Origin of the sequence: Brevundimonas sp., assembly GCF_013912065.1 — a bacterium.
Taxonomy (GTDB): Bacteria; Pseudomonadota; Alphaproteobacteria; order Caulobacterales; family Caulobacteraceae; genus Brevundimonas.
In genome coordinates this window covers 151,340-177,341 of the sequence record NZ_JACESA010000005.1, presented here as the reverse complement: position 1 = coordinate 177,341, position 26,002 = coordinate 151,340, and the positions used below count along the sequence as shown (strand labels likewise).

Below are 26,002 nucleotides of genomic sequence, written 5' to 3'. Positions count from 1 at the left end.
ATTCGCTCCCCACGAGTTGTGGCGGCAAAATGCGTCGCCGCGCGGCCCGGAGCAAGGACGATCCGACCTCTTGACCCGAAGATTGGGGCGCGTCAGGTCTCGCGCCATTTCCTGGAGAGTCCGATGCGCCCCTTCACGACCGCCGCCGCCCTTGTCGTCCTGCTCTCCGCGAGCGGTTGCGTCGACGCTGCCTCGTCCGTCGGCGCCTCGGGAGCGCCGGCGGCCGGCGCTCCCGCCATGGCGACCTATTTCGACTGTGTCCGCGATGGCGGCGTGGCGATCTCGGCCCACCGCGCCGTGTCGGCGCCCGACCAGCCGGAAAATTCCATCGCCGCCATAGAGGCGACGGGCCAGGCCATTCCGGGCGCCATCCTGGAACTGGACGCCGTCCTGACCAAGGACGGTCATCTGGTGCTGATGCACGACGAGACCCTGGACCGGACCACGACCGGCCACGGACGCGTCGCCGACCTGACCCTGGTCCAGGTCAAGGCTGCGCGGCTGAAGGCGTCCAACGGCGCCCTGACCGACGCCGCGCCCCCGACCCTGGCCGAGGCGCTGGACGCCGCAGGACGCGTGGGCGCCATCGCCAGCCTGGACCTGAAGCCAGCCGAGGGTGGAACGACGGTGGACCTGGCGCGAGCTGTGATCGACCAGGTGCGCCGGTCAGGCGCGGCGGACCGGGTCATCCTGATCACCTACAACGACGCCGACGCCCGCGCCGTGGCGGCCCTGGCGCCGGAGATGATGATTTCGGCGGGCTTGAGCGGGGTCGATGGTCTGGCAGGCTTGAACTCGGCCCAAATCCTGGCCTGGACCGGGACGCGCGAGGAGAGGCCGGAGATGTGGTCGGCCCTGCGTCAGGCCGGCGTCGAGGTCCAGTTCGGCACCCTGGGCGCCGCAGGACGTCGCCTTGACGACCGCTACGCCGCCGACGGCGACGTGTCGGAATATCGCGACCTGTTCCGTCAGGGCGTGACCGTTATCGCCACCGACACGCCGCTGGCGGTTCAATCGGTGCTGGGCGCCGAGGTCGCCAAGGCCGCGACCTGCCGCCGGCCGGGCTGAGGATTGCGCTGCATCAAGGCGATGGGATCGCGATCGGGCGAGGAACGACCATGAGCGATGATCTGATGTTCGATGTGGTCGTTGTCGGGGCCGGACCGGCGGGTCTGGCCTTCACCCGATCCCTGGCCGGTGCGGGCCTGAGCGTGGCCCTGATCGAGGGGCAGCACGAGGCCGCCCTGCGCGACCCGGCCTTCGACGGGCGGGAGATCGCCCTGACCCATCATTCGATGCGGCTGCTGAAAAGCCTGGGCGTCTGGGACCGGATTCCCGCGGCCGAGATTTCGGATCTGCGCGAGGCGCGGGTTCTGGACGGCGGTTCGGCCTTCGCCCTGACCTTCGGCGCGGACGGGGCGGACCGTCTGGGCGTGCTGATTCCCAACCATTTGATCCGGCGCGCCCTGTTCGAGACTGTCCAAGGTCAGGCGGGTATCGCCCTGATGGCCGGGCGGCGGGTGACGGCCTGCGGCGTCGGCGAGGGTGAAAGACGCGCCTGGCTGGACCTGGACGACGGGACGACCATCCGGGCCCGGCTGCTCGTGGCGGCGGATTCGCGCTTTTCAGGCGTGCGCGACCAACTGGGCGTCGGGGTCGAGATGGATCGGCTGGGGCGGTCGATGATGGTCTGCCGGATGCGGCACGACCAGCCGCACGGCCATGTGGCGACCGAATGGTTCGACCATGGCCAGACCGTCGCCCTGCTGCCGGTCGCCGACGCCGAGGAAAGGGTGTCGTCGGTGGTTCTGACCCTGGCGGCGCCGGCCATCGCCGGGCTGATGGGCCTGTCGCCCCAAGCTTTTGCAGACGAGATGGAGCGGCGGTTGAAGGGCCGGCTGACCGGGCTGGAACTGGTCGGAACACGCCACGCCTATCCGCTGGCCACGACCTGGAGCCGTCGGTTCGCCGGCGAGGGGTTCGCCCTGATCGGCGATGCGGCCGTGGGCATGCATCCTGTCACGGCCCACGGCTTCAACCTGGGTCTTCGCGGACAGGAGACCCTGGCCAAGGTGATCCGGTCGGCGAAAAGCGGCGACATCTGTTCGGGCCGGCTGCTCGCCCGCTATGAGCGCGAGCACCGCCTGGCGAGCTGGCCTCTGTACCGAGGCACCAACGCCCTGGTGCGGCTGTTCACTGACGAGACGCCCCCGGCGCGCCTGGCGCGCGGCGCGGCGCTGAGAGCCGGACAGGCGACGGCGCCGTTCAAGGCCGTGGTGAAGCGGATGCTGACGGCTTGATCGATTCTTCCTTCTCCCGGCGGGAGAAAGATAGGCACCTGTCGTCCGCATAGCCGATTGTAAACTAAAACGATTTCTATGCGGTAAAATGTCGTGCAGAACTCGTGTAGATTGTTCTTCACGTTCCCCGAAAAGATGGCCTGAATCGGCGGCAGCGTCCAATGCCTCCGAGATGTCAGTTCATATCACCGGTGGGACAGGACCAGGTTGGCAAGACGCCGAAGACCGTCCTAAGCAGTGTCTGCTCTGGATAAGGACCACTCATGGCTGATGAAACATATACCGCTGCATCCGACGCGCGGGATGGCACCATCGAACTGGTGAGCGCCTACGTCTCGAATACCAACACGCGTTTGACGGCTGAAGAGTTTCAGGCCCTGATCCGCGAAACCTTCGCCACCCTTTCGAGCCTCGATGCATCGCCGACAGTCGTCGAGCCGGAAACGCCCGCGCCGGATCGTAAATCCAAGGCGGAAATCAAGAAGTCGATTGGCGACACCGCCCTGATCAGCTTCGAGGACGGCAAACCATACAAGAGCCTGAAACGCCACCTCGGGACGCGCGGTATGACGCCTGAGGACTACCGAACCAAATGGGGTCTGCCGTCCGACTATCCGATGGTCCATCCGACCTACAGCGCCCAGCGATCGGAACTGGCCCGCGCCATCGGTCTGGGTTCGAAGGGGCGTCAGGCGAAAGCCGCCGTGGAAGCTGCGCCCAAAGCGCGCAAACCGCGCCAGCCCAAGGCGTGATGTGGACATCGGTCGTTGGCGCCAACCGCTTGAACGTTCACTCCGCCTAGAACAGTGACAACTGCCTGTTCGCCTGATCGAAGGCTCGCCATTGCGACGACCGCGACGCCTGATCGAGCCACGCCTCCACAAAATCTTCCGGCGTCACATAGATCTGGACGGCGGACACGGGTGTGAAGTGTGACCTGTATCCCGTCTCGGTGATCGGCAGGGGCGCTCTCTTCGGTGAGATGCTCTCCACCTCCAAATGGGCCATCCGGGTCTTGTCCTCATAGACGACGTAGTCCGGGTTCCACCTGATTTCGATCTCAATGCCGTTCCAATGGCTGCGGCTGATCGTGTAGTCGCGGGTCATCTCTTCCTCGGGGATTTGGGTTCGTCTGAACCCTTGCCCTTCGGCGAGAATGGGGGTGCAAGCGCAGGAGCGCCTTCGCGGGGAACCGGCTGCAACGAGCAAGGCAAGAGAAGCTGGGCGGAAGGCGCTTTGAAGCGCGCCAGGGGCAAGGCCCCAAGTTCTTGCGATAGGGATTGTCGCCCGAATGGGCTGAGATCACCGGCGCAGCCGGAAGCTCAGGGCGAAGTCTAAAGCCCGCCGCGCCTTCATGCGGATCGCCCACGGCCATGACTCGCTGTTTCAAGCATCTCCGATGTAGGCCGCTCTCACCGCTCGGTAATCCTGACCGCCCGCACGAGCCGTGCCAGCGCGGCGGCGAGCGCCGCCTGCACAGCTTCCGGCGTCATTCCGAGATGTAATCGGATCTCATCGTAGTTCAGGCCGCCGAAGCGATGGAGAACGAACACGTCCCGCAGGTTGATTGGCAAACGTAGCATCGCTGTCTTGAGGACATCCGCCGGGCGCCTTGCGCGTCGGCGCTTTGGACGAGGGTTTCCGTTCATTTTTGTGGACGAGTACCAAGACACTCATGAGTGTGTGATTTCAATCCTTATGGATCACCTCATCAAGGCCGATAGACCGCCTCTGATCGGGTTCTTCGGAGACAAAGTTCAGAGCATCTATCCAGACGGGGTAGGCGAGCTTTCCCTTGAGCATCAGGGCGCTCTAGAAATCATCCAGAAAGAAGAAAACTACCGCTGTTCAAAAGCGGTGATTGATGTTCTCAACAAGGTGCGGACCGACATCAAGCAGGTGCCTTCGGGAGAAAACGTCGAGGGCGCTGCAGTTTACGTTGGGTTAGTGGGCCTCGATCCCGAGAGTGACGTGACAAGCGCTGCGCTCGCGAAGGCCAAGGACGAACTTGGCATCGAGACTAAGGGCGAGGTCAAAGTCCTTTTTCTGACGCACCGACTCATTGCCCGTAAGGCGGGCTACGAGGCTCTCTGGACGGCCTATAACGATCGCGGCGGCTTCGCCAAGGACGCCTTCCAAGCCGGGGAAGATCAGATCGCGGCTTTCTTGACCAAAAATGTGGATCCAGTAGTCGAGGCCTGGCGGGGCGGGAAGGTCGGCCGGGCCATTTCATTTATCAGCAGCAGGAAGAAACCAATCGCCTCGCAGGGCGAAAAGGCGAAGGTCAAAAAGGCCCTAGACACGCTTGTCTCTTTGGCAGACAGCGGAGCAACTATCGGGGACGTGCTGCGCCACATTCAGGTGGCCCAGCTACTGCCGTTGCTTGATGACTTGGACATCGCGGCGGCTGGAAAGTTTGAAGCCGTCGAGGAGGGTAGCTCCGCCGCGAAAAATCAGATCCTTCTGACGACACTTATGGATATCCCTTACCAGGAGGTCGCTATTTACCGGGCCGTATTGGAATCCAATCTTCCGTACTCGACCAAGCACGGTGTCAAAGGCGACCAGTTCAAAAACGTGCTGGTTGTACTCGACGACGCTGGAGCCAACTGGAACCAGTACTCCTTTGGAAATCTCCTCGCTGGGGCAGACAAGAGCAATGACCGGCTGAGGCGGACCCGAAACCTATTCTATGTGTGTTGCTCCAGAGCCCAGGATACCCTCATTGTCGCCAACTTGGGCCACACTGATCAAACCAAGCTGGACGATCTGTTCGGCGCTGGAGCTACAGCGGCCTAGACTGCCCGTTTTCTGATCCGGCTATCCGCGAGGCCGCGCGCAAACCGTGGACCGGCGATCATCAGCGGGGGAGACCGTCAAAGGACGAGCAGATCGATGAGCATGCCGCTACTGCGCTTGCGGCCCACGAGCACGTCTTTAGAGTGACCTCAATACACTGACGTTAGCAGTAATCCGAAGTATGAGGCCTTGCTATCGCCCCTCCAAGAGCGCCACGGCGCGCGGGACGAAGCGGCGGAAGACGCAGGCCTGCGGGCCGCATCGATCTCGACACGGCTCACTCCACCGGCCTGCTTCGCCAACCGGCCGATCAAGGGCGCAGGCTGCGCATCGGACGTATGGCAGAGGTTCAGACCAGCCCTTCGCCATCAGCGGCGCACCGAACTCGGTGCGTGGCTCCTCGGCGGCGACGGCAGGACATCAATGGGGTTTGCGCGGTTCTGTCGTTCGCTTGGCCCGCGCGGCGCGTTTGATCTGAACGCTTTGTTTTTCCTCAGTCGTGGCCACCGACTCCTGCGGCTCCCAATCGCTCATGCCCTGCAACACGAGGTCGGCATGTTTGATGGTGTCCACATGGCCGTAATGCTCCTGGATCATCTGCACCGAAGTTCCCATCTGCTCGGCCAGCAGCAACTCGCTAACGCCTTCGGTCAACCGGATGGTGGCGTAGGTATGCCGGAACGAATAGGTCGAGCGAAGAATGCCGGAGGGGCCAACACGCAGGTTCGCGTCGTCCAGCAAGTCGGCGATGAAAGCCTTATAGAGGGTGGGTTCTTCCTTGCCGGTAGCGTTGCTGAACACTGGCGTCTCTGGAGCGGTGCTCACCGCAATGGCGCGGATGCGGTCCAGATATTTCCCGACGTTGCTACTCGGAGCGACAAGTTGGCGGGACTTGGCCTTGCCCCGCACGGACAACACCGTGACCGGCTTGCCGTTCTTGTCGGTCGCCTCCATCACGTCGCGCCAACGCAGGTTACGCGCCTCTGAGGGCCGCATGCCCGTGTTGCACATGATGAGGACGAACTGATAAACCATCTCCCGATACCAGCGGGCGGTTTTGGTCTTTGCGGCCCCGACCCATTTGGTGCGGGCGTAGGTGTGAAGGCGGCGGTATTCCTCCAGCGTGAAGGCATCGCGGCGCTGCTTCTCCAGCGACGGCATCCCCTCGATGCGGTGATGGGGCGGGGCCTCCTGTTTTGAAACCGCGTCATTGATGATGGCGCGGTAGATCTTCATCTCGAAACGGATGGTGGCGTCGCTGACGATGATCCATTCCGTTTGCTCCGCCTTGGGGTTCGTCTCGGGCGGCTTGCCGTCCCGACGAAGCTTTTCCTTGGCCTTGCCTTCGGCCACCTCTTTGGCGGCAGAGCGTTCGACCTCCGTCATCGGGCGCACGTTACCGTGGCGTGTCATCCGCCCTTGACCGAGCGACCGTCGCCAAGACGGATAGTTCTGCCAGCGATCCAGCGCGATCAGGTCAATCTGGGTCTTGCCGACATAGGGGTTGAGTTGGTTTTTCACGACCGACTCGATGAGCTTGACCCGGCCGAGAGTGATCTCGCCTCGCTGCGCGCGCAGTCTCTGCTCTGCGATATAGTCCTTCGCTACCGTCGCAAACGGGCGGTTGAACACCGGCAGATTGCGCTTCAACGAGAAGCGGATTTCGCTTTCGTGGTCGTATGCCAGGGTGCGCGCCGTCGTGATGTCCGGCGTCTTCAAGGCGATGGTCTTGTAGCGCGTCGCCTTCGGCAGCCTCACACGGCAGTACCAATCCCGCGTCTGCAAATCACCACGCCGGAAGATGACCAGTCCGGGTTTCAGTTCTTCCTTGTCCGTGACAAACGCCATGACAGCCTCCATCGTCGTGCAGATTTCGTGCACATCGCGGCGCTAAGTCATTGATCTACCGTGACGTGCAGACATCGTGTAGCGATATCATAGCAAAAAATGTTGTGTTTTTCTAGTTGTTTAGCGTTCTAGCCTTATCCCATCGGGAGAGGGGAGTTTTATCTCACCACCACTGCCCGGGCTTGGCCGTGAAGCCTGCCGCGCGTTCGAGGGCGGCGCCGACCTGGAAGACGGTGGCTTCGTCCAGGGCCTTGCCGATGACCTGGAGGCCCAGGGGCAGGCCGCCGGAATCGACGCCGGCGGGGACCGAGATGCCCGGCAGGCCGGCCAGGTTGGTCGTGACCGTGAAGACGTCGTTCAGATACATGGTCAGGGGGTCGATCTGCTTGTCGCCGATGGCGAAGGCGGCCGACGGGGTCGAGGGGGTCAGGATGGCGTCGACCTGGCCCCAGACATTGTCGAAATCCTCCGCGATGCGGCGACGCACCTTCAGGGCGCGGACGTAATAGGCGTCATAGAAACCGGCCGAAAGCACATAGGCGCCGATGGTCAGGCGACGCTGAACCTCCTTGCCGAAGCCCTCGGCGCGCGAGGTGGCGTAGAGGTCGTCCAGCGACTTGAACTCTTCCGCCCGGTGGCCGAACCGCATGCCGTCATAGCGGGCCAGGTTCGACGAGGCCTCGGCCGGCGCCACGATATAATAGGTGGGCAGGGCGTATTTGGTGTGCGGCAGGCTGATGTCGACGATCTCGCAGCCGGCGTCCTTCAGCCAGGCCACGCCCTGGTCCCACAGGGCCTGGATCTCGGCCGGCATGCCGTCCACGACATATTCGCGCGGCACGCCGATACGCAGCCCCTTGACCGACTTGCCGACGGACTGGGTCCAGTCCGGCGTTGGGACGTCCAGGCTGGTGGAATCCTTGGCGTCGAACGAGCACATGGATTGCAGCAGCAGGGCCGCGTCCTCGACCGTCTTGGTGATCGGGCCGGCCTGATCCAGCGAGGAGGCAAAGGCCACCATGCCGAAGCGGCTGGCGCGGCCATAGGTGGGCTTGATCCCGACCGTGCCGGTGAAGGCGGCGGGCTGGCGGATCGACCCGCCGGTGTCGGACGCGGTGGCGGCCAGGCACAGGTCGGCGGCGACGGCCGAGGCCGAACCGCCCGAGGAGCCGCCCGGCGTCAAATCGGCGTTGGAGCCGGTGGACTTCCACGGATTCTTGACGGGACCAAAGGCCGAGGTCTCGTTGGACGAGCCCATGGCGAACTCGTCCATGTTCAGCTTGCCCAGCATGACAGCCCCGTCACGCCAGAGATTGGCGGTGACAGTGGATTCATACGGCGGGACGAAGCCGCGCAGCATGTTGGAGCCGGCCGTGGTCTGCACGCCCTCGGTGCAGAACAGGTCCTTGATCCCCAGCGGCGCGCCTTCCAGCACCCCGCCCTCGCCCGAGGCGATGCGGGCGTCGGAGGCGCGGGCCATGTCCATGGCCTTGTCCGCCGTCACCTCGACATAGGCGTTCAGGGTCGGGTTGGCGGCCTCGATATTGGTCAGGAAGGCCTGGGTGATTTCGGCCGAAGTGAATTCCTTGGCCTTCAGGCCGTCGACGGCGCCCTTCAGGGTCAGTTTGGTCAGGTCGCTCATGACTATTCGACCACCTTGGGCACGACGAAGAAGCCGTCGGCCGACTTCGGGGCGTTGGACAGGACGGCGTCGATCTTGCCGCCGTCGGTGACCACGTCGTCGCGCAGGCGCAGAGGCTGGGCGACGTTCGAGGTCATGGGCTCGACGCCTTCGACATCGACCTCGTTCAGCTGTTCGATCCACTGCAGGATGCCGTTCAGCTCCTGGGCCAGCGGCTCCAGCCGATCCTCAGGGGTCTTGATGCGGGCGAGATGCGCAACCTTGCGCACCGTCGCGGCGTCGATGGCCATGCGGCCCTCCAATGCACGTCGATAATGGGGTCTAGGGGGCGGGATTAGCGGCACAGGCGGGGATTCACAAGAACGAGGCCGTGTTCGCCTTCAACCCCGGTGGCGCATGGCGGTTGGCACGAAAACAGGGTGACAAGGCGCCAAAGGCGCCAAACCTGCCAAATCCACTTCACAGCCCGCCTCCCGCGTTTACGACCCGACACTATAACCGCGCCTGAGGGACCGATGGGTTGGGGGCGCAAAATCGGCCTCAAACCCTTGCGCAGACGCCGTATGGAGCGGGCGATACATAAATTTTGATGGTCTGAGGACGCCGCTTTAACGCGGGCGTCTGATGATCGGCGTTTGCATCTGGCACGTGGCGACTGCCAATCTTGGGGTCCGACTGACGCCGCTTCCTCAACTCATCGCCTTTGACTTCGCCCCGCGCCGGTCCTAACCGCAGGCCGTGCCCGTTCTCGACCTCCTCGACCTGCCCGCCGCCTGCCCGCCCGACACGCCGTGGATGGGGCTGGATCTGGGCGAGAAGACCATTGGCGTCGCCGTGTCGGACGCGACGCGTCTGATCGCCTCGCCGCTAGAGCTGATCCGCAAATCCAAGTTTACGCATGAAGCGGAACAGCTGTTCAAGCTGATGGCCCATCGCAAGGTCTCGGCCCTGGTCATCGGCCTGCCCGCGAACATGGACGGAACCGAGGGGCCGCGGGCCCAGTCGTGCCGCGCCTTCGCCCGCAATCTGGAGCGGCTGCGGCCCATCAATATCGCCTTCTGGGACGAGCGGCTGTCGACCAGCGCGGTCGAACGGTTCCTGATCGAGGACCTGGACCTGAATCGCAAGCGCCGCGCCCAGGTCGTGGACCGCACCGCCGCCGCCTGGATCCTGCAAGGGGCGCTGGACCGGGTGCGGGATCAGGCGACCTGGGTTTGACGGGGGTCTGATGGGCGGGCTGGTCCTCGGCATCGCGCCGGTCTTTGTTCTGATCGCCATCGGCTATGGGCTACGCAAGTCGGGCTTCCTGCCGGACGAAGCCTGGCGGCCGATCGAGAAACTGTCGATCAATCTGCTCTATCCGGGCTTTCTGATCCCCGCCATCTGGCACGCCGATCTGTCGGGCGACAGCGCCGGGCCGGCGGGGGGCGCGGCGGTGATCTCGGTGATCGTCATCGGTCTGCTGACCCTGGCGGCCAAGCCGATGATCCGCCTCGACGGCCCGGCCTATACCAGCGTCTTCCAGGGCGTGATCCGGTGGAACAGTTTCGTCTTCCTGCCCGTGGTCCAGGCCGCCTTCGGGGCGGAGGGTCTGGCCGTCGCCGCCGTCATGATCGCCTGTATCATTCCGGTGACCAATATCGCCTGCGTCGCCGTGCTGGCCCGCTGGGGCGCCGATCAGCGCGGCGTTTCTCCCCGCGCGCTGTTTGTGGCCATGCTGAAGAACCCGATCCTGATGGCCTGTCTGATCGGTCTGGCGCTGAATTTCGTCGGCGCCCCGGATTTTCCGGTCCTGTCGCGCATTCTGGCGCTGATCGGCGGGGCCGCCCTGCCGCTGGGCCTGATCGTCGCCGGGGCGGGACTCAGCTTCGCCGAGGTGGCGCGTCGCCGGATCACCGTCGCGGGCGTCTCGATCGTCAAGCTGCTGGTCATGCCCCTGCTGATGTGGAGCGTCTGTCGGGCGCTGGGCGGCGATCAGCTGGCCCAGGCCCTGGCCATGTTGTGCGGCGCGACGCCCGGGGCGGCGGCCTCCTATATGCTGGCGCGGCAGATGGGCGGCGACGCGCCCCTGATGGCCGGGGTCATCGCCCTGACCACGGTCGGCGGCGCGATAACCATGCCCCTGTTTCTGGCCCTGTTCCATTTGGCGTGAACCGCGCCTATAGCCGCGTCTCGATGACCCAGCCCTCCCCCCATACCCGGCCAGTCACCGATCAGACCATCCTCGAGCGGTTGATCCCGTTTCCGAAGGAACATTTCCTCGCCGCGTCGGATCTGAACCCCTTCGTCACCCCGCAGCTGCTGGATCTGGGCGACGCCTTCGTCGACTTCAATCGCCAGTCGTCCAAGGCGCTTGAGGTTCTGCACGGCCGCACGGTCGTGAACCTGTTTTTCGAGAACTCGACCCGCACCAGTTCCTCGTTCGAGATCGCGGCCAAGCGTCTCGGCGCCGACGTGGTCACCATGCCGGTCGGTTCGTCGTCGGTGAAGAAGGGCGAGACCCTGATCGACACGGCGGTGACGCTGAACGCGATGAAGCCGGACATTCTGGTCATCCGCCATTCGGCCTCGGGCGCGGCGGAACTGCTGAGCCAGAAGGTCGGCTGCGCCGTCGTCAACGCCGGGGACGGCCGGCACGAACACCCGACCCAGGCCCTGCTGGACCTGCTGTCGATGCGCCGCGCGTTTGGCGACGTGACCAGCCTGACCGTCGCCATCTGCGGCGACATCACCCACAGCCGGGTGGCGCGATCGAACGTCGCCCTGCTGCAGATGATGGGCGCGCGCGTCCGCCTGATCGGCCCGCCGACCTTGGTGCCCGGCGACGCCGACCGCTGGGGCTGCGAGGTCTTCCACGATATGCGCGAGGGGTTGGCGGGCTGCGACGTGGTGATGATGCTGCGGCTTCAGCTGGAGCGGATGGCCGGCGCCCTGGTGCCCTCGACCCGCGAGTATTTCCGCTTCTGGGGCTTGGACCGCGAGAAACTGGCCTGGGCCAAGCCGGGCGCCAAGGTCATGCACCCCGGCCCGATGAACCGGGGCGTCGAGATTGATTCCGACGTCGCCGACGACCTGGACGTTTCCCTGATCCAGGATCAGGTCGAGATGGGCGTCGCCGCCCGCATGGCCGTGCTGGCCTCCCTCTCCGCCCGCTGGGGAGACGCCCGATGAACACCCTGGCCATCGTCAACGCCCGCCTGCTGGACCCCGCGACCGACTATGACGGTCCGGGCGGCGTCTTGATCGAAGACGGCCGCATCGTTCGCGTCGTCCACGGCGCGGCGGCCCTCGACGCCGATCAGGTGATCGACGCCGACGGCCTGTGCCTGGCGCCCGGCCTGATCGACATTCGGGTCAAGACCGGCGAACCGGGCGCTGAACCGAAAGAGACGCTGAAGTCCGCCAGCCTGGCCGCCGCCGCCGGCGGCGTGACCACCATCGTCGTCCAGCCCGACACCGATCCCGCCGTCGACGACCCGGCGATGATCGACTTCGTCCAGCGGCGCGGCGCGGCTCTGAACCTGGTCAATGTCCGCGCCGCCGGCGCCGCCACCCAGGGCCTGGGCGGCGAGCGGATGGCCGAGATCGGTCTGATGGACGAGGCCGGCGCCCTCTATTTCACCGATGTGGACAAGGTGATCGTCAACAGCCGCACCCTGCAGCGGGTGATGAGCTACGCCGCCGCCTTCAACGCCCTGATCGCCTGCCGTCCGTCCGACCCCTGGCTGACCGAGGGTTCGGTCGCCGCCTCGGGCGAGCTGGCGACCCGGCTGGGCCTGTCCGGCAGCCCGGCCATCGCCGAACGCATCGGGCTGGAGCGCGACCTGGCCCTGGTCGAACAGACCGGCGCCCGCTTCCTGGTGGATCAGATCTCGACCGAGGGCGCGCTCGAGACCCTGGCCCGCGCCCGCGCCAAGGGGCTGGAAGTCGCCGTCAGCGTCTCGATCAACCACCTGTGTTTCAACGAGGTGGACATCGGCGACTATCGCACCTTCTACCGGCTGGACCCGCCGTTGCGGTCGGAAGCCGACCGGCAAGCCCTGATCGAGGCCGTGCGCGAAGGCCTGATCGACGTCATCACCTCCGCCCACGCCCCAGCCCCCGCCGAGGACAAGCGCCGTCCCTTCGCCGAGGCCGCGCCCGGGGCCGTGGGGCTTGAGACCCTGCTGCCCGCCGCCCTGACCCTGTATCATGAGGACGGTCTGGACCTACTGGACGTGCTGCGCCCCCTGACCCAGGGCCCCGCCGCCCTGCTGGGCCTCGACGCCGGCGTCCTGGCCGAGGGCGCCCCCGCCGACCTGATCCTGTTCGACCCCGGCGCCCCGATCATCGTCGATGCGGATGCGCTGCACTCGAAGTCGAAGAACTCGCCGTTCGACGGGCGCAGGCTCCAGGGCAAGGTGGTCGGAACCTGGGTGGGCGGCAGGAAGGTCTTCTGACCTGCCTTTCCCTTTCCCGCCGGGAGAGGGAGGGGCCCGCTATCTCGCTGGCCCCTCGTTGTTCAGGCCGCCGGAAGCGCTTTCAGGTCGGCTTCGATCGCCGCGAGCTTCTCATCGGTGATGGCCCCCTGGGAATAGGGCGCGACCTGACGCAGGCTCATGCCCTTGAACTGGCCGTAGGCAGGATGCTTGTCCATGCCGGGCAGGTGCTTCTCCAGCACCGCCTTGGTCGCCGGATCGGCCACCAGGGCCTCGATCGGGCTCTCGATGGTCGGATGTTCGGCATGATTTTCGTCATGGGCGTGATCTTCAGCAGGAGCCGGCGCGGTCTGGGCCGAGGCGGCGCCGACCAGAAGCAGGGAAGCCGCAGCAGCGGCGAACAGGGTCTTGGACATGGGATTCTCCATTGAGGCGACCAATGTTGAGCGCGATTTCGCGACAGCCTCAAGACACCCCCTTTCTCGCCGCCGACGACGGCGCTAGGACGAAGCCATGATCGACACCGCTACGAACTCGAAACTGATCCAGGGCCGGACCGGCGCCTGGGAAATCGTCATGGGGCTGGAGATCCACGCCCAGGTGGCGTCGAAAGCCAAACTGTTCTCCGGCGCCGCCGTCGGCTTCGGCGCGGGGCCGAACGAGCAGGTGTCGCTGGTGGACGCGGGCTTCCCCGGCATGCTGCCGACCCTGAACAAGCACTGCGTCGAACAGGCGGTGAAGACCGGCCTGGGGCTGCAGGCCCAGATCAACCGGCGCAGCCAGTTCGATCGCAAGAACTATTTCTATCCCGACCTGCCGACCGGCTATCAAATCAGCCAGCTCTATTATCCGATCGTCGGAGAGGGCGTGGTCGAGGTGGAGGCCGAGGACGGCAGCTTCTTCAACGTCGGCATCGAGCGGCTGCACCTGGAGCAGGATGCGGGCAAGCTGATCCACGACCTGTCGCCGACGGAATCCTATGTCGATCTGAACCGCGCGGGCACGGCCCTGATGGAGATCGTCTCGCGTCCCGATCTGCGCAGTCCGGAAGAGGCGGTCGCCTACGTCAAGAAGATCCGCACCATCCTGGTCTATCTGGGCACCTGCGACGGCGACATGGAGAAGGGCAATCTGCGGGCGGACGTGAACGTCTCGGTCTGCCGCGCCGGAAACTACGACAAGTTCAAGGAGACCGGCGACTTCGGCTATCTGGGCACCCGCTGCGAGATCAAGAACGTCAACAGCTTCCGCTTCATTTCCCAGGCGATCCAGTATGAGGCGCGCCGCCAGATAGAGATCCTGGAGGACGGCGGTTCGATCACCCAGGAGACGCGGCTGTTCGATCCGACCAAGGGCGAGACCCGCTCGATGCGGTCCAAGGAAGAGGCGCAGGACTATCGCTATTTCCCCGATCCGGACCTGCTGCCTCTGGACCTGGAAGAAGCCTGGATCGCCGAGATCAAGGCCTCTCTGCCCGAGCTGCCGGACGACAAGCGCAAGCGGCTGATGGCCGAATACGGTCTGTCGCAATACGACGCGGTGGTGCTGATCTCCGAACAGGCCAAGGCCGATTATTTCGAGGCCGCCGCGAAAGGGCGCGACGCCAAACTGGTGTCCAACTGGGTCACGAACGAGGTCTCGGCGCGCCTGGCGGCGGACGGCAAGGACTTCAGCGAGAACCCGCTGCCGGCGGCGCACGTCGCGCAACTGGTTGAACTGATCGAGACCAATGTCATCTCGTCCAAGATCGCCAAGGAAGTCTTCGACCACGTCTGGAACGGCGAGGGCAGCCCGGCCGAGGTGGTCGAGAAACATGGCCTGAAACAGGTCACCGACACCGGCGCCATCGAAAAGGCGGTCGACGACATCATCGCCGCCAACCCCGACAAGGCGGCGGCGGTGGCTGAAAAGCCCCAGGCGCTCGGCTGGTTCGTCGGTCAGGTCATGAAGGCCACCGGCGGCAAGGCCAATCCGGCGGCGGTCAACGACATCCTGAAGGCCAAGCTGGGGCTTTAGGTGAAACAAAGGGCCCGGAGAGCGATCTCCGGGCCCTTCCTCATGGCTACCAGTTCCAGGCGTCGCGGATGACGTCGATGATATAGCCGTCGTGTTCGTCGATCAGATAGATGGTGTTGTCGACCAGCACCCAGCGGGTTCCTTCCGGCGGATAGCCGAGGCCATAGGTCCGCCAGTCGTCCAACCGATAACGCCAGAAGGTATCGGGCAGGTACTGACCGACGGACCAATAGCGGCCCCAATACGAGCGAGGGACGCTGTAGTAGCCCCAGCCCGGCGCGAAGTAGAAGCCGATACGGACGCCGCTGTAACCCCGGAACCGTCTGTCGTTGCGCCACCAGTCGGACCTGTGATTGCGATAGAAGTCGCGCCGCCACTGTTCGCTGTTGAAACGTCGACGGAAGTCGTCGTGGCGGTCGCGGTTCCGATTCCTGTTCCAATCGGAGTTTGAGCGGTGGGACTCTCCGTACCGCGTCTGGTCGTTGTTACGGCGATCGGAGCGGTTCCGGTCGTTTTCGGAACGGCCGGGCCGAGCGCTGTCGTCGCGGGGTCGATCCGAACGCCTGTCATCGGTACGGGGCCGATCCTGCTGATTCCAGCCGCCGTCCGGGCGTTCGGCGCGATCTCGCCGGTCGGAACGGTCCTGGCGGTTTGAGCGGCCTTCCGAACGCTCTGAACGCGCCGGACGGTCTGGACGCGCATCGTCTGATCTGGATCGTTCCTGCCTCTGTCCGCTGGATTGATCAGGCGGCGACGAGGTTTCCGGGCGGGATTGCATCGGCCGGTTCGGCGTCGGACGCTCGCCGCGCGAGGTCTGGGGGCGTTGCGGACGGTCGGCGTCGCGGTGTTCGCGATCGGGCCGACGGTCCTGGGCGAGTGCCGAGAGCGGCGCGGAGAGCGGGCCGGCCACGGCGGCGATGGCGGTGAAAGCCATCAAGAGGCGTTTCATGGTCTTCTGTTCCTGGACGCCGGTTCTCCGCCGGCTCGGGTGTTTTCTCAGTCTCGAGGATGAGCCCTGGCGAACAGGGCTTCAGTTGGCAGTTCTCCGGTAGGGCCCCGCGAACGCACGTCGCGGGGCCTTCTGGGTCAAAGGCGGGCGTTTCAATAGACGTTGGACAGGACGCTTGCGATCAGACCCGTGGCGACGGCGATGAGCACGATGTCGCTACCGGCGTGGACGTATCGATAGCCGCGCGGGGCCGGACGCAGGCCGTAGAAATAGGGGTCGCTCACGTAATAGCTGCGATACTGGGCCGGCAGATAGCCGCCCGTCCGCCAGCGATAGCTCGAGTAGCGCGGCGCGACCCGGTAGTAGCCATAGTTCGGCGCATACCAGTAGCCGGACCGCGGCCCGTTATAGCCCCGGAAGTCCGACCGCCCGCGCCACCAGTCCCGATTGTTGCGGTCCCAGCGGTCATTACGGTAATCGCGTCGGTCGTCGCGGCGGTCATCACGATAGTCGCGTCGGTCATCCCGACGAGCCTCGCGCCAGTCGCGACGGTCGTCACGGCGTTCCGAGTTATAGTCCCTCCGGTCGTCACGGCGGTCCTGGCGGTATTCCCGGCGGTCGCGGCTCTGGGCCTCGGCCAGCATGGGGACGGCCGTGGTGGACAGGGCGAGGGCGACGACGGCGGCCTTGGTGAGGCGGTTCATCAGCGTGCTCCATTCTGGGCCGCCGACGGAAACGACGAACTGGCCCGTTAATGACGTTGAAGGTCGTCCTCCCCGTCTGAACGCCTCCTGAACGACCGTGTCAGGATTGAAATGGGCGTTGCGGTCGCGCGGACGGGGCCCCAGATGTAAGGCTGTCCCGCTCAGGAAGCCTTCTCCATGACCGCACCGATCCAGCTCTGGTACTGGCCGACGCCGAACGGGTGGAAGGTCTCCATCGCCCTGGAGGAGATGGGCCTGGCCTATGAGGTCAAACCGGTGAACATCGGCACAGGCGAACAGTTCGAGCCGGCTTTCCAGGCCATCAGCCCGAACGGCCGGATGCCCGCCATCGTCGATCCGGACGGGCCGGACGGGCAGCCCATCTCGATCTTCGAATCCGGGGCGATCCTGCAATATCTGGGCGACAAGTCGGGCCGCTTCTATCCCAGCGACAGGCGGGCGCGGGTCGAGGTCGATCAGTGGCTGTTCTGGCAGGTGGGCGGACTGGGTCCGATGGCGGGCCAGACCCATCATTTCCGCCAGTATGCGCCCGCCATGATCCGCGACCAGCGCCAGATCGCCTATGGCGTCCAGCGCTACACCAACGAGACCCACCGGCTGTATGGGGTGATGGATCGCCGCCTGAAGGATCGCGACTATCTGGCCGGCGATTATTCCATTGCGGACATGGCCGCCTGGCCCTGGATCCTGCCGGCGCTGCAGGGTCAGAACCTCGCCGATTTCCCCCATCTGGCGGCCTGGGTCGAACGGGTCGGCGCGCGCCCGGCGGTCAAGGCAGGCCGCGTCTTGCTGGAGGAAAGGCGAGGAAACGCGGGCGGTTCGGGCAAGGACGCCGAGGCGGCGCGCAGGCTGTTGTTCGGTCAGCGCGCGCTCAAGGCGTAAACAAGAGATTTCCGAGAGATTTCAGAATGCTGAATCAACGCCGGAGTATTCATTTCTGCTTTACTGAAAACTTTTGTGACGCGCTTCGCCGTTAACTTTAACTTCAAACCGGCGGTATTTGATGCGGTATCAGAGACGGGGCCAGAACGGCATCCGTTCAGGAGATACGGTGATGAACGCGCAAGAAATGGCGCACGACCCGCAGGCCGCCTCGGACGCCGAGACCCTGCCGCTGCCGACGACCGACATGTCGGGCGATGACCTGTTCAAGCTGGGCATGATGTATTCGGCCGGCTCGGGCGGGTGCCCGATGGACCGCGTCTCGGCCCATATGATCTTCAACCTGGCCGCCATGAAGGGCTCGATCGAGGCGCGCGTCTATCGCCGCGAGATGAGCCAGGAGATGGAACGGGAAGAAATCGCCGAGGCCCAGAAGGCCGCCCGTCGTTACATCGACATGGGCGTGGTCCGTCTGGCCGCCTGATTTCAGAAGGTCGCGTAGCCGTTGCCGTTCGATCCGTTGATCGAATAGCTGAAGCCGATGGGCAGAGCGGCGCGCACCTGGGTGAAGAAGGCGGCGAGTTCGCCCAAGGTCGAGCGCGGCACGAAGATGATGTCGCCCCGACGCAAGGCCACGACCTCGCCGCGTCGCGGACGAAGATCGACCACCCGAAGCATGCGCGACCCGCCGGGACCGCGACGGATCAGCGCAACGCGTTCGGGCTTGCCGGACGGCAGCAGACCGCCCGCCTGAACGATCGCCTGATGAGCGTCGAGGTCGCCGGTCATCTCGATCACGCCGGGCGTGCGCACCTCGCCGTCGACCCAGACCCGGATGGGGCCGGCCTGGCGCAGCGTCACCTCGACCACCGGCCGCACCAGTTGCGAGGCGTAGGCCGCGGAAACCTCTTGCTCCAGCTCCGGCAGACTGCGATCCGCCGCCATGACCTGACCGATCAGGGGCAGGGCGATGCGACCGTCGGGACCGACCTTCAGAGTGCGCGTCAGTTCCGTGGCCGTGGGCGTCGCCACCTCGATCTCGTCGCCCGGATACAGCAGATAATCCGGCTCCTCGTCCGTCCAGTCGGCGAAAGGGATGGTCGGGAAGTCGCCGCGACCGGCCGTCTCGACCCTTTGCACCCCGGCCGAGGGGCGCGGCATCCGGGCGGCGTTGCCGCCGCCGCACGCTGCCAGGGCGGCTGAGGCCGATCCGAGGGCCAGCAGGAACAGTCGGCGATCTGGGGTCATGGAATCGGTCTGTCCGACGAAAAGGGCGTTGAGGGCCAGCCTCGCCCCTTATGGGTAACTGCTGGTTAACGCCGGTGGGCCAAGGGTGGATTCCAGCAAGAGTTTCAGGATTCGCCCCGCCCATGCGTTCGACGGCCTATGTCACGACCCGACCGCGTTACGGCGTGCTGGATGTCGTCGGGCTGCTATTCCGCGAACTGGTGCTGATGATCATCGTGTTTCTGATCATCTTCGCGCTGGGAGCGGCGGCCGCCTTCACCCTGAAGAAGACCTATACGGCCCAGGGCGCGGTCTTCGCCGGGGTGGGACAGGAATATGTCTATCAGCCGCGGGTCGGCACGGCCGAGCGGGGGCAGGCGCCCCAGGGGGACGAGGTCGCCAATTCGGAAGCCGCGATCCTGAGCTCGGGCCAGGTGCGCCAGCGGGTGGTGGACGCGCTGGGACCGGCGGCCATTCTGGGCAAACAGCCGAGCGGTTCGAAAGAGAGAGCCGAGGCGGCGGCGCGCAAGCTGATCGGCGGCAGTCTGGGCGTCGGGACGGCGCCGGGCAGCGCGGTCATTCGCCTGAGCTACGAGGCGGACGATCCCGAGCGGGCGGCGCGGATACTGAACACCGTGATCGAGCAGTATCTGGCCTATCGCCGCGAGGTCTTCCAGGACAAGACCCCGGCCATCGCCACCCAGAGGCTGGCCTTTGAAGGGGACCTGCAGGAGGCCGATCGCGCCTATGAGCAGTTCCTGACCACCAACGACATCGGCGATTTCGCCGCCGCCAAGGCGACCCTGGCGGCGACCTATCAGACGGTCTTCACCGACAGGATGTCGACGCAGAGCCAGCTGAACCAGACCAGCCAGAGACTGAACACCCTGGTGGCGCAACAGGCCGGCACGCCCGCCGAAGTGGCCCTCCAGCAAGATCTGAACATTTCCGCCCAGGACCAGATCCTGCAACTCCGCACCGAGCGCGAACAGTTGCTGTCGCGCTATCAGGCCGACGCCCAGCCGGTGAAGGACATAGAGGCGCGGATCGCGCGGCTGCAGTCCTATGTCTCGACCGGCACCGCCGTCGGGGCCAAGGAGGTCCGCACCGGGCCCAACCCCGTCTGGACCGAGCTGGAGACCACCCGGATCAACACCCAGGCGGACCGCGATTCTCTGGCTGCACGGCTGTCGGCGCTGGATCGTCAGTTGACGGACATTCGGACGCGACAGGCCCGATTGACGGCTCTTGAGTCCGAGAACGCGACCCTGGCCGGCAACCGCGAGGTCCTGACCGCCAACATCCGCGAGTTCCAGCAGCGCGAGAGCCAGAGCCGGGCGGACAACGCCCTGGTGGCCGCCGGCGCCGACAATGTCACCGTCATCGAACGGGCCCAGCCGCCGTCAACCGGCAAGAGCCTGAAGGCGCCGGCCCTGGCCGCCGTCTTCCTGTTCGCGGCCTTCACCGCCCTGTGCATCGGCCTGCTGCGAATTTTCACACGGCGCGGCTTCTCGACGCCGGACTCGGTGCGGCGAACGCTGGACATGCCGGTTCTGGCCGTGGCCCCGGCGAAGGCGCACTAGGTCCATGCGCGTGATAGGCTGGGTCGTGGTGGAGCGCGCGTAGCGATTCGATGGTCGATCTGACGTCCGAAATGGCCGGCCTCTGGGCGGCGCTGGGACCGGCGCCGGCCTATCGCGCCCGCGTGGTCCAGTTCGCCTCCGCCGCGACCGGCGAAGGCGTTTCGACCGTCGCGCGGGAGTTTTCGCGTCTGGCCGCCGTGCGCGCCCGCAAGCCTGTCTGGCTGGTCGACGGCGACCTGGCCCAGCAAGGGCAACTGGAGGCCATAGCGGCCGAACCCGACCGTTTCGGTCAGTTGGGCAAGCCGGCCCAGGCCTCGCCCGACGGCTCCAGCTTCTTCGCCGTCACGCCCGCGCCGACCGGCAAGGACGGCAAGCCGATCCTGCCCGCGCGTCTGTTGACGGCCCGACCCTGCCTGGGCGGGCGTCTATGGACCACGCGGTTCCATATGGAGGCCCTGCGCTCCGGCCATCGGGTCGAGGCGGTGGGCGAGCCGCGTTACTGGGACGCCCTGCGGCCGCACGCGGACACCATCGTCATCGACAGCCCGGCGGCCGACCGCAACGACATGGCCATCATCCTGGCGCCCTTCGTGGACGTGACGGTCCTGGTCGTGGCGGCGGGCAGCACGGCCGCGCATGAGCCGGTGATCCTGCGCGATGAAATCGAGGCCGTCGGCGGACGAATAGCCGGCGTGGTTATGAACCGTTCGACCTATCGTCCGCCCAGTTTTCTAGGTCGATTGGCGGGTTAAGCCTGCTTGCGGAGCATCGCCGCGCCATAGAGTTTCGGCTCGAACCCCTTGGTCCAGAACAGCTTGCCCAGGCCCCGCGCCATACGGTCCAGGGTTTCCGCACGGGCGGGGCGGTGCAGGACGGTCAAACCCAACGAGACCAGGCCCCAGACCCCGGCTTGTGCGGCGCCGATCAACATCCAGCGCACGACCCCGAGCCAGTCGCGACGGTCGGCGGCCATCTGGCTGGGGCTCTGGCCATAGGCGAAGGCGCGCAGCAGGGCGTAGCTCAGGGTGGCGCGGTGCGGCGGCGCGAACTCGTCGACCCAGGCCTCGGCGGCCCAGCCGAAACGCCCGCCGCGCGCCCGCAGGGCCGTGAACAGGCGGTCGTCCTCGCCGCCCGTCTCATTCATGGCGGTGTCGAACGGGGCCGGGCCGGGCAGGGCGGTCGCGCGCACCATCAGACTGTTGCCGCAGCCGTGGATCTCGTCGGTCAGACCGGTCTCGGCCGGTCCGTCGCGGCCGAAGAAGCGTTCGAGATAGGCGGTGGTCCAGCCCGTACCGTCGGGCACGCGGCCCCGGATCGGCCCGAACACGACGTCGGCTCCGGTCTGGGCCTGGGCTTGCAACAGGGCCGCCAGCCAGCCCGGCGACGCCGCTTCGTCGTCGTCGAGGAAGGCGATCAACGGGGCGGCCGTCGCGGCGAGGCCGATGTTGCGCGCCGTGGCCACGCCGGGGACGGGGGCGGGGGCGTAGATCAGGGAAACCGGGGCCTCTGCGCGAAGCCGTTCGACCAGGGCGGCGGCCGATCCGTCGGGGTCGTTATCGGCGACGACCACGGCGGCGACCCGGTCCAGCGACCCGACCTGGGCGAAGACCGACCGCAGGGCCCGCTCCAGCATGACCGGGCGGCGCAGGGTCGGGATGACGACGGCCACATCCCGCATCAGATCGCGTCCGCATAGACGGCCGCCCGATACATTCGCAGGGCGAAGGCGCGAACTCGCGTCGGCAACAGCGGCGACAGGGCGGCGTCCTTCATCAGGCGGCGGGCCATCGGCAGGGCGGGCAGGCGTTTGAGGGCGCGGGCGGCCTTGTAGCTGGGATAGGTCTGGACGATCTGGGGGTGAAGGGCGACGACGCGGGCGAAGTTGGCGGCGCCCTGGTCGAACTTGCGCGCCAGGTCCGTCACCGTGTCCAAGCCCATGTGGGTGGCTGGATTGTCGATATGGACCACGGCGAAACGGCGCGACACCCGCATGGCCCATTCGACATCCTCCCAACCCCAGCCGGTGAAGCCGGGGTCGAAGGATTCGAAGCCGAAGACGTCGCGCCGGACCAGAAGGTTGGAGGTGTAGACGTATTTCTCGGGCGTCCTGGCGCGCTGGGCGGCGCGCACGCATTCGCTGGCGCCAGACAGGGCGCGGTGAACGGCGAAGCGGCGGTCGCGCGGCGCCTGTTTCAGCGAGAAGCCGCCGAAGGCCACGGCCGGATTGTCGCGCCCAGCCAGATCGACCCAAATCTGCAGGAAGCGGGGATCGTCCGGCTTCATGTCGCTGTCGAGAAACAGCCAGGCGTGACCGCGTGCGGCGATGGTCAGGCGGTTGCGGCCTCGCGCTCGGCCTTCGTTGTCGGACAGGGTGACGAGCCGGGCCGGCAGGGCCAGGGCGTCGATCACCGCCTTCAACCGGGCGGTCAGGGCGGCGTCGCCCGTGCCGTCGTCCAGCAGGACCAGTTCCACTCGGCCCGCCAGCGCGGCGGCCTCGGTATCCAGTTGGCGCAACAGGGGTTCTGGGTCGTCGCGCAGGAAGGGGATGAGGACGGAGACGACGGGCCGGGCATCGGCCCAGCCAATATTGTCGTGAATGTCGGCGCGCGAGGAACTCATGCCGGGGCGCTCCGTCGAGCCTGGATCAGGCGGCGCAGCAGGTCGCGCACCCCGGCTGCGTTAAGCGTCACGGCCAGCGCCGCATAGACCATCCCTCCGACGCTTGCATCCAGCGCCAGTTCGATTAGCCCGCCCAGCGGCGGCAGGGCTGACACCACCCCGGTCATGCCGGCTGCGGCGATCCCGCAGCGGATCAGCGCCTCACAAGGGATGGGCAGGGCGATGGCGCGACGGCTGATCACCAAACAGGCGATCAAGCCGATCAGGAAGCTGAGAGCCGTCGATATGGCGGCGCCCTGCACTCCCAGCCGCGGGATCAGGAGCAGGTTCAGCAAGATGTTGCAGACCGCCGGAATGGCCATGGTGACCAGGAGTAGCCCTGTCCTGCGGGCCAGGGTGAAGCCCAGCCCGAAATAATAGGCGATCAGGCCGGACATCAGGGCCGAGGCGGCGATCCAGGGCGTCACCATGACCGCGGCGGCGCGCAGATCAAGGCCGATCATCAGTTCGGCAAGGGGGCGAGCGACCAGAGACAGTCCGACCGCTGCCGGCAGGCCGACGAGGATGAGAATCTCGCCCTGCTCCAGCGCCGCTCTTCTCAAAGCCTCGCGCCCGCCGCGCTCCAGCGCCATCACCATGGCCGGCGCTCCGGCCGCGCCTAGCCAGATGAACAGGATGTCCAGGGTTCGGTTCGCCAGAGTGTAGGCCGCGTGATAGGCGCCGACAGCCCCCGTATCCATGAAGGCCGCCAGCAGGAAGCGATCGGTCGAGGCCAGGACCAGGGCCAGGGTCAGCGAGGCCGCGATCGGATAACCATAGGCGGCATAGGCCTTCAACCTCTGGCGATCCAAGGCACCGCCGGTCGAACGTCGCAGTTCGCCGGGAAGGATGAAGGGCAGGACGAACAGCGGGGCGAGCATGAGGCCCAGCATCGGCGAGGCCGCGCCGCCGCCGGCCAGGGCGAATCCGGCGCCGACGCCGAAACCCAGCAGGGCCACGGCCATGTCCACCCAAGCGGCTTTGGACACCTCGCCGGCGGCGCGATAACGCTCCTGCGCCAGCTTGGCCAGATTGCGGATCGGCGCTCCGGCCAGGCCGAAGCCGACCGCCAGCTTCAGGGCTGGGGTCAGCGGCAGCAGCCAGACCGCGACGGCGGCGACGGGGACGAAGACGGCGATGAGGGCGAAGGAGGTGCGATAGAGGCTGGCGAAATGGGTCGCCAGGCCTTCGGGAGTGCGCTCGGCCGCCCAGAAGCGCGCCATCGACGCCTCCAGCCAGCTGAAGGTCGCCGTGTGGGCCAGGGTAGTCACGGAGAAGGCCAGGGCGTAGCGGCCGAAATCCTCAGGGCTGAGCAGGCGGGTGAAGACGACGATGGTCAGGAAGCCGACCACGCCCTGGACGATCTGGGCCGGCAGATAGCCCCAGACGCCCCGCCAGAACATGTGTTTCTCGCTCACCTGACCGCCGCCCGATCGCCCAGCAGGACGGGGACCGTGATCAGGATGATCCACAGATCCAGCCAGAAGGACTGGCGCTGGATATAGTCGATGTCGAGCGCGACGCGGCGGCGCACCTCCGCCTCTGTCGCGACGGGGCCGCGGGATCCCTTGATGGCGGCCCAACCGGTCATGCCCGGTTTGATCCGGTGGCGATGGGCGTATTCGGCGACCAGAAGGGCGGATTCCGTCTCGCCGGTCTTCATGCCGATGGCGTGGGGGCGGGGGCCGACCAGGGACATCTCACCCGTCAGGACATTGAAGATCTGGGGCAGCTCGTCCAGGCTGGTGGCGCGGATGAAGCGGCCGACACGGGTGACACGGTCGTCGTTGGCGGTGATCTGGCGGCTGGCGGTGGCGTCGGCGGCGGCGTGGCGCATCGAGCGGAATTTCCACACCACCACGGCCTCCTGATTGAACCCGTGGCGGCGCTGGCGGAAGAAGATCGGGCCGGGGCTGTCCAGTCGGATGGCCACGGCGATGACCGCCATGACCGGGGCGGCGAGGACCAGGGCCAGGCCGCCGATGAGCAGATCCTGCATCCGTTTGGCAAAGGCGCGCCGGTCCGCCGCTCCGCCGTCGCCGATCGTCGCCAGGGGCGCCTCGGCCAGACGGGCCATGGCCGCTTCGCGACCAGCTTCTGCCCCGACCAGGACGGTCAAGGGATTGGGCAGGGTCTCCAGCCGACGCGTCAGTTCGCGAACGCGCGGTCCGGCCTCGGCGTCGATGGCCAGGACGACCCGATCGACATAGGGCAGTATCCGGTGGTTCGGCAGGGCGTCGGCCGGACCCAGAACCGGCACCCCGGCCAGGTGGTCGGGCGTGCGCGACAGACGGTCATCGAATACGCCCAGCACATTCAGATCGCGCCGTTCCAGCGCCCGCTCGATCAGGGCCTCGGCGCTGCGGCCGGCGCCGACGATCACGATATTGGGCGACAGGATGCCCTGTCGCCGCCAGCGTGTCGTCAATCCCAGCCACAGGCCGTGCAATCCCATCAGGGCCGCCGTCGTCGCCACACCCCAGGGTATCACGGCGCCCAGGCCATGATCCTGAAACAACAGTCCGACCACGCCCGCCGCTCCGGTGGCGAGCAAGCCCGTCGCGACCACGCAGCCGAGGTGGATCAGGGGCGCTCCGTCCCGGCCGAACCGGTATAGGCCCAGGCCCCGGAGAAGACTCAGGGCTGTAACCGTCCCCACCGCCATCGGCAGTACGGCGGCCACCGTCACCGTCCTGGGATCGACGGAGCCCAGCGACCACAGAGCCAGAACAGCCAGTCCGACCACCGCTGCGATATCCGCCGCGCGGAACCCATAGACGGCGAGCCGCACCGCCGACCGCTGTCGGGCGTTCAGCCAGGCTTCGGGCCGGAACGGTCCACGCGCGCCGGCGGCGCGATCGATCGACGTCGCAACTTCGGTCGCGGCGAGGGGAGAGGCGCAATCAGGCATGGCGATCCGTGATTTCAGAATGGCCGCCATCCTGCACGCCCCGC

26 protein-coding genes are annotated in these 26,002 nt (G+C 66.3%); 13 read left to right on the top strand and 13 right to left on the bottom strand.

The genetic code is table 11. The features are described 5' to 3' along the window. The first annotated feature begins 123 nt into the window (after nucleotides 1-123). The 3 genes from H2037_RS06345 (at nucleotide 124) to H2037_RS06335 (ending at nucleotide 3,052) form a co-directional block, all read left to right on the top strand. The gene (locus tag H2037_RS06345) at nucleotides 124-1,068 is read left to right on the top strand and encodes a glycerophosphodiester phosphodiesterase family protein (protein ID WP_292119206.1); all 945 of its coding nucleotides are present in this window, start codon (nucleotides 124-126) and stop codon (nucleotides 1,066-1,068) included. Between the two features lie 50 nt (nucleotides 1,069-1,118). Next, a complete protein-coding gene (gene ubiM, locus H2037_RS06340) occupies nucleotides 1,119-2,300 on the top strand; it encodes a 5-demethoxyubiquinol-8 5-hydroxylase UbiM (protein ID WP_292119203.1) in 1,182 nt (393 codons plus the stop codon). Nucleotides 2,301-2,563: 263 nt separating this feature from the next. Continuing rightward, the gene (locus H2037_RS06335) at nucleotides 2,564-3,052 is read left to right on the top strand and encodes a MucR family transcriptional regulator (RefSeq protein WP_292119201.1); all 489 of its coding nucleotides are present in this window, start codon (nucleotides 2,564-2,566) and stop codon (nucleotides 3,050-3,052) included. A 46-nt stretch (nucleotides 3,053-3,098) separates the two neighbouring features. Here H2037_RS06335 and H2037_RS06330 read toward each other — a convergent pair whose 3' ends face one another. Beyond that, on the bottom strand, nucleotides 3,099-3,407 hold the full coding sequence (locus H2037_RS06330) for a hypothetical protein (RefSeq protein ID WP_292119198.1): 309 nt from the start codon (nucleotides 3,405-3,407) through the stop codon (nucleotides 3,099-3,101). A gap of 305 nt (nucleotides 3,408-3,712) precedes the next feature. Then, a complete protein-coding gene (locus H2037_RS06325; protein ID WP_292119195.1) occupies nucleotides 3,713-3,883 on the bottom strand; it encodes a sigma factor-like helix-turn-helix DNA-binding protein in 171 nt (56 codons plus the stop codon). On the opposite strand from H2037_RS06325, the gene H2037_RS06320 reads away from it, so the two are divergent. Next, nucleotides 3,864-5,099 carry a UvrD-helicase domain-containing protein gene (locus H2037_RS06320; protein ID WP_365833310.1) on the top strand — a complete coding sequence of 412 codons (1,236 nt, stop codon included), beginning with the start codon at nucleotides 3,864-3,866 and terminating at the stop codon, nucleotides 5,097-5,099. The two genes, H2037_RS06325 and H2037_RS06320, sit on opposite strands and share 20 nt — an antisense overlap. 420 nt (nucleotides 5,100-5,519) lie before the next feature. Here H2037_RS06320 and H2037_RS06315 read toward each other — a convergent pair whose 3' ends face one another. From H2037_RS06315 to gatC, 3 genes are all read right to left on the bottom strand, one after another. Further along, a complete protein-coding gene (locus H2037_RS06315; RefSeq protein ID WP_292119190.1) occupies nucleotides 5,520-6,947 on the bottom strand; it encodes a site-specific integrase in 1,428 nt (475 codons plus the stop codon). A 163-nt stretch (nucleotides 6,948-7,110) separates the two neighbouring features. Continuing rightward, complete coding sequence (gatA, locus tag H2037_RS06310) at nucleotides 7,111-8,589, bottom strand: Asp-tRNA(Asn)/Glu-tRNA(Gln) amidotransferase subunit GatA (RefSeq protein ID WP_292119187.1); 1,479 nt, start codon at nucleotides 8,587-8,589, stop codon at nucleotides 7,111-7,113. A gap of 2 nt (nucleotides 8,590-8,591) precedes the next feature. After that, on the bottom strand, nucleotides 8,592-8,879 hold the full coding sequence (gene gatC, locus H2037_RS06305; RefSeq protein ID WP_292119184.1) for an Asp-tRNA(Asn)/Glu-tRNA(Gln) amidotransferase subunit GatC: 288 nt from the start codon (nucleotides 8,877-8,879) through the stop codon (nucleotides 8,592-8,594). A gap of 448 nt (nucleotides 8,880-9,327) precedes the next feature. Between gatC and ruvX the strand changes: the two genes are divergently transcribed. Genes ruvX through pyrC form a run of 4 tightly spaced genes read left to right on the top strand, consistent with a single transcriptional unit; the run spans nucleotide 9,328 to nucleotide 13,028 of the window. Then, complete coding sequence (gene ruvX, locus H2037_RS06300; protein ID WP_292119180.1) at nucleotides 9,328-9,807, top strand: Holliday junction resolvase RuvX; 480 nt, start codon at nucleotides 9,328-9,330, stop codon at nucleotides 9,805-9,807. A gap of 10 nt (nucleotides 9,808-9,817) precedes the next feature. Next, nucleotides 9,818-10,741, top strand: a complete 924-nt coding sequence (locus tag H2037_RS06295) for an AEC family transporter (RefSeq protein WP_292119176.1) — start codon at nucleotides 9,818-9,820, stop codon at nucleotides 10,739-10,741. A gap of 23 nt (nucleotides 10,742-10,764) precedes the next feature. Next, nucleotides 10,765-11,760 (top strand): aspartate carbamoyltransferase catalytic subunit, encoded by a 996-nt coding sequence (locus H2037_RS06290; protein ID WP_292119173.1) that lies wholly within the window; start codon nucleotides 10,765-10,767, stop codon nucleotides 11,758-11,760. Continuing rightward, nucleotides 11,757-13,028, top strand: coding sequence for a dihydroorotase (pyrC, locus tag H2037_RS06285; protein WP_292119170.1), 1,272 nt, complete (start codon nucleotides 11,757-11,759; stop codon nucleotides 13,026-13,028). Before H2037_RS06290 ends, pyrC begins: the two co-directional genes overlap by 4 nt. A 62-nt stretch (nucleotides 13,029-13,090) precedes the next feature. On the opposite strand, the gene H2037_RS06280 is transcribed toward pyrC, so the two are convergent. Further along, entirely contained in the window at nucleotides 13,091-13,423 is a 333-nt protein-coding gene (locus tag H2037_RS06280) for a hypothetical protein (RefSeq protein WP_292119168.1), read from the bottom strand. Between the two features lie 97 nt (nucleotides 13,424-13,520). Here H2037_RS06280 and gatB point away from each other — a divergent pair, with 97 nt between their 5' ends. Further along, on the top strand, nucleotides 13,521-15,023 hold the full coding sequence (gatB, locus tag H2037_RS06275; protein ID WP_292119166.1) for an Asp-tRNA(Asn)/Glu-tRNA(Gln) amidotransferase subunit GatB: 1,503 nt from the start codon (nucleotides 13,521-13,523) through the stop codon (nucleotides 15,021-15,023). A gap of 46 nt (nucleotides 15,024-15,069) precedes the next feature. Here the strand turns inward: gatB and H2037_RS06270 are convergent, their stop codons facing one another. Both H2037_RS06270 and H2037_RS06265 read right to left on the bottom strand, forming a co-directional pair. Then, nucleotides 15,070-15,972, bottom strand: coding sequence for an RcnB family protein (locus H2037_RS06270; RefSeq protein WP_292119164.1), 903 nt, complete (start codon nucleotides 15,970-15,972; stop codon nucleotides 15,070-15,072). A gap of 152 nt (nucleotides 15,973-16,124) precedes the next feature. Further along, nucleotides 16,125-16,676 carry an RcnB family protein gene (locus H2037_RS06265; protein ID WP_292119161.1) on the bottom strand — a complete coding sequence of 184 codons (552 nt, stop codon included), beginning with the start codon at nucleotides 16,674-16,676 and terminating at the stop codon, nucleotides 16,125-16,127. A 177-nt stretch (nucleotides 16,677-16,853) separates the two neighbouring features. Between H2037_RS06265 and H2037_RS06260 the strand changes: the two genes are divergently transcribed. Both H2037_RS06260 and H2037_RS06255 read left to right on the top strand, forming a co-directional pair. Beyond that, entirely contained in the window at nucleotides 16,854-17,579 is a 726-nt protein-coding gene (locus H2037_RS06260; protein WP_292119158.1) for a glutathione S-transferase N-terminal domain-containing protein, read from the top strand. A gap of 172 nt (nucleotides 17,580-17,751) precedes the next feature. Then, nucleotides 17,752-18,063: a sel1 repeat family protein gene (locus tag H2037_RS06255; RefSeq protein ID WP_292119155.1), complete on the top strand. Its 312-nt coding sequence runs from the start codon at nucleotides 17,752-17,754 to the stop codon at nucleotides 18,061-18,063. A 2-nt stretch (nucleotides 18,064-18,065) separates the two neighbouring features. Here the strand turns inward: H2037_RS06255 and H2037_RS06250 are convergent, their stop codons facing one another. Further along, entirely contained in the window at nucleotides 18,066-18,827 is a 762-nt protein-coding gene (locus H2037_RS06250) for a polysaccharide biosynthesis/export family protein (protein WP_292119153.1), read from the bottom strand. A 122-nt stretch (nucleotides 18,828-18,949) separates the two neighbouring features. On the opposite strand from H2037_RS06250, the gene H2037_RS06245 reads away from it, so the two are divergent. Both H2037_RS06245 and H2037_RS06240 read left to right on the top strand, forming a co-directional pair. Beyond that, nucleotides 18,950-20,389 (top strand): Wzz/FepE/Etk N-terminal domain-containing protein, encoded by a 1,440-nt coding sequence (locus H2037_RS06245; RefSeq protein WP_292119150.1) that lies wholly within the window; start codon nucleotides 18,950-18,952, stop codon nucleotides 20,387-20,389. 50 nt (nucleotides 20,390-20,439) lie between these two features. Beyond that, nucleotides 20,440-21,141 (top strand): hfsB, encoded by a 702-nt coding sequence (locus tag H2037_RS06240; RefSeq protein ID WP_292119147.1) that lies wholly within the window; start codon nucleotides 20,440-20,442, stop codon nucleotides 21,139-21,141. Here the strand turns inward: H2037_RS06240 and H2037_RS06235 are convergent. The 4 genes from H2037_RS06235 to H2037_RS06220 are packed head-to-tail and all read right to left on the bottom strand — an operon-like array spanning nucleotide 21,138 to nucleotide 25,988. Then, nucleotides 21,138-22,067, bottom strand: coding sequence for a glycosyltransferase family 2 protein (locus H2037_RS06235; RefSeq protein ID WP_292119144.1), 930 nt, complete (start codon nucleotides 22,065-22,067; stop codon nucleotides 21,138-21,140). The genes H2037_RS06240 and H2037_RS06235 overlap by 4 nt on opposite strands. After that, on the bottom strand, nucleotides 22,067-23,008 hold the full coding sequence (locus H2037_RS06230) for a glycosyltransferase (RefSeq protein ID WP_292119141.1): 942 nt from the start codon (nucleotides 23,006-23,008) through the stop codon (nucleotides 22,067-22,069). Before H2037_RS06230 ends, H2037_RS06235 begins: the two co-directional genes overlap by 1 nt. Continuing rightward, entirely contained in the window at nucleotides 23,005-24,465 is a 1,461-nt protein-coding gene (locus H2037_RS06225; RefSeq protein ID WP_365833297.1) for a lipopolysaccharide biosynthesis protein, read from the bottom strand. Before H2037_RS06225 ends, H2037_RS06230 begins: the two co-directional genes overlap by 4 nt. After that, complete coding sequence (locus H2037_RS06220) at nucleotides 24,462-25,988, bottom strand: exopolysaccharide biosynthesis polyprenyl glycosylphosphotransferase (RefSeq protein ID WP_292119139.1); 1,527 nt, start codon at nucleotides 25,986-25,988, stop codon at nucleotides 24,462-24,464. The genes H2037_RS06225 and H2037_RS06220 overlap by 4 nt, the downstream gene beginning before the upstream one ends. Nucleotides 25,989-26,002 lie beyond the last annotated feature (14 nt).

Excerpts from the sequence above, each read along its gene's own strand:
- H2037_RS06235 (WP_292119144.1), bottom strand. The coding sequence starts at position 22,067 with ATGCGGGATGTGGCCGTCGTCATCCCGACCCTGCGCCGCCCGGTCATG.
- gatA (WP_292119187.1), bottom strand. The coding sequence starts at position 8,589 with ATGAGCGACCTGACCAAACTGACCCTGAAGGGCGCCGTCGACGGCCTG.
- gatB (WP_292119166.1), top strand. The coding sequence starts at position 13,521 with ATGATCGACACCGCTACGAACTCGAAACTGATCCAGGGCCGGACCGGC.
- ubiM (WP_292119203.1), top strand. The coding sequence starts at position 1,119 with ATGAGCGATGATCTGATGTTCGATGTGGTCGTTGTCGGGGCCGGACCG.
- H2037_RS06220 (WP_292119139.1), bottom strand. The coding sequence starts at position 25,988 with ATGGCGGCCATTCTGAAATCACGGATCGCCATGCCTGATTGCGCCTCT.
- H2037_RS06270 (WP_292119164.1), bottom strand. The coding sequence starts at position 15,972 with ATGAAACGCCTCTTGATGGCTTTCACCGCCATCGCCGCCGTGGCCGGC.
- gatC (WP_292119184.1), bottom strand. The coding sequence starts at position 8,879 with ATGGCCATCGACGCCGCGACGGTGCGCAAGGTTGCGCATCTCGCCCGC.
- H2037_RS06240 (WP_292119147.1), top strand. The coding sequence starts at position 20,440 with ATGGTCGATCTGACGTCCGAAATGGCCGGCCTCTGGGCGGCGCTGGGA.
- H2037_RS06265 (WP_292119161.1), bottom strand. The coding sequence starts at position 16,676 with ATGAACCGCCTCACCAAGGCCGCCGTCGTCGCCCTCGCCCTGTCCACC.
- H2037_RS06335 (WP_292119201.1), top strand. The coding sequence starts at position 2,564 with ATGGCTGATGAAACATATACCGCTGCATCCGACGCGCGGGATGGCACC.
- H2037_RS06315 (WP_292119190.1), bottom strand. The coding sequence starts at position 6,947 with ATGGCGTTTGTCACGGACAAGGAAGAACTGAAACCCGGACTGGTCATC.
- H2037_RS06330 (WP_292119198.1), bottom strand. The coding sequence starts at position 3,407 with ATGACCCGCGACTACACGATCAGCCGCAGCCATTGGAACGGCATTGAG.
- H2037_RS06245 (WP_292119150.1), top strand. The coding sequence starts at position 18,950 with ATGCGTTCGACGGCCTATGTCACGACCCGACCGCGTTACGGCGTGCTG.
- H2037_RS06250 (WP_292119153.1), bottom strand. The coding sequence starts at position 18,827 with ATGACCCCAGATCGCCGACTGTTCCTGCTGGCCCTCGGATCGGCCTCA.
- pyrC (WP_292119170.1), top strand. The coding sequence starts at position 11,757 with ATGAACACCCTGGCCATCGTCAACGCCCGCCTGCTGGACCCCGCGACC.
- H2037_RS06255 (WP_292119155.1), top strand. The coding sequence starts at position 17,752 with ATGAACGCGCAAGAAATGGCGCACGACCCGCAGGCCGCCTCGGACGCC.
- H2037_RS06345 (WP_292119206.1), top strand. The coding sequence starts at position 124 with ATGCGCCCCTTCACGACCGCCGCCGCCCTTGTCGTCCTGCTCTCCGCG.
- H2037_RS06280 (WP_292119168.1), bottom strand. The coding sequence starts at position 13,423 with ATGTCCAAGACCCTGTTCGCCGCTGCTGCGGCTTCCCTGCTTCTGGTC.
- H2037_RS06230 (WP_292119141.1), bottom strand. The coding sequence starts at position 23,008 with ATGAGTTCCTCGCGCGCCGACATTCACGACAATATTGGCTGGGCCGAT.
- H2037_RS06290 (WP_292119173.1), top strand. The coding sequence starts at position 10,765 with ATGACCCAGCCCTCCCCCCATACCCGGCCAGTCACCGATCAGACCATC.
- H2037_RS06260 (WP_292119158.1), top strand. The coding sequence starts at position 16,854 with ATGACCGCACCGATCCAGCTCTGGTACTGGCCGACGCCGAACGGGTGG.
- H2037_RS06325 (WP_292119195.1), bottom strand. The coding sequence starts at position 3,883 with ATGCTACGTTTGCCAATCAACCTGCGGGACGTGTTCGTTCTCCATCGC.
- H2037_RS06295 (WP_292119176.1), top strand. The coding sequence starts at position 9,818 with ATGGGCGGGCTGGTCCTCGGCATCGCGCCGGTCTTTGTTCTGATCGCC.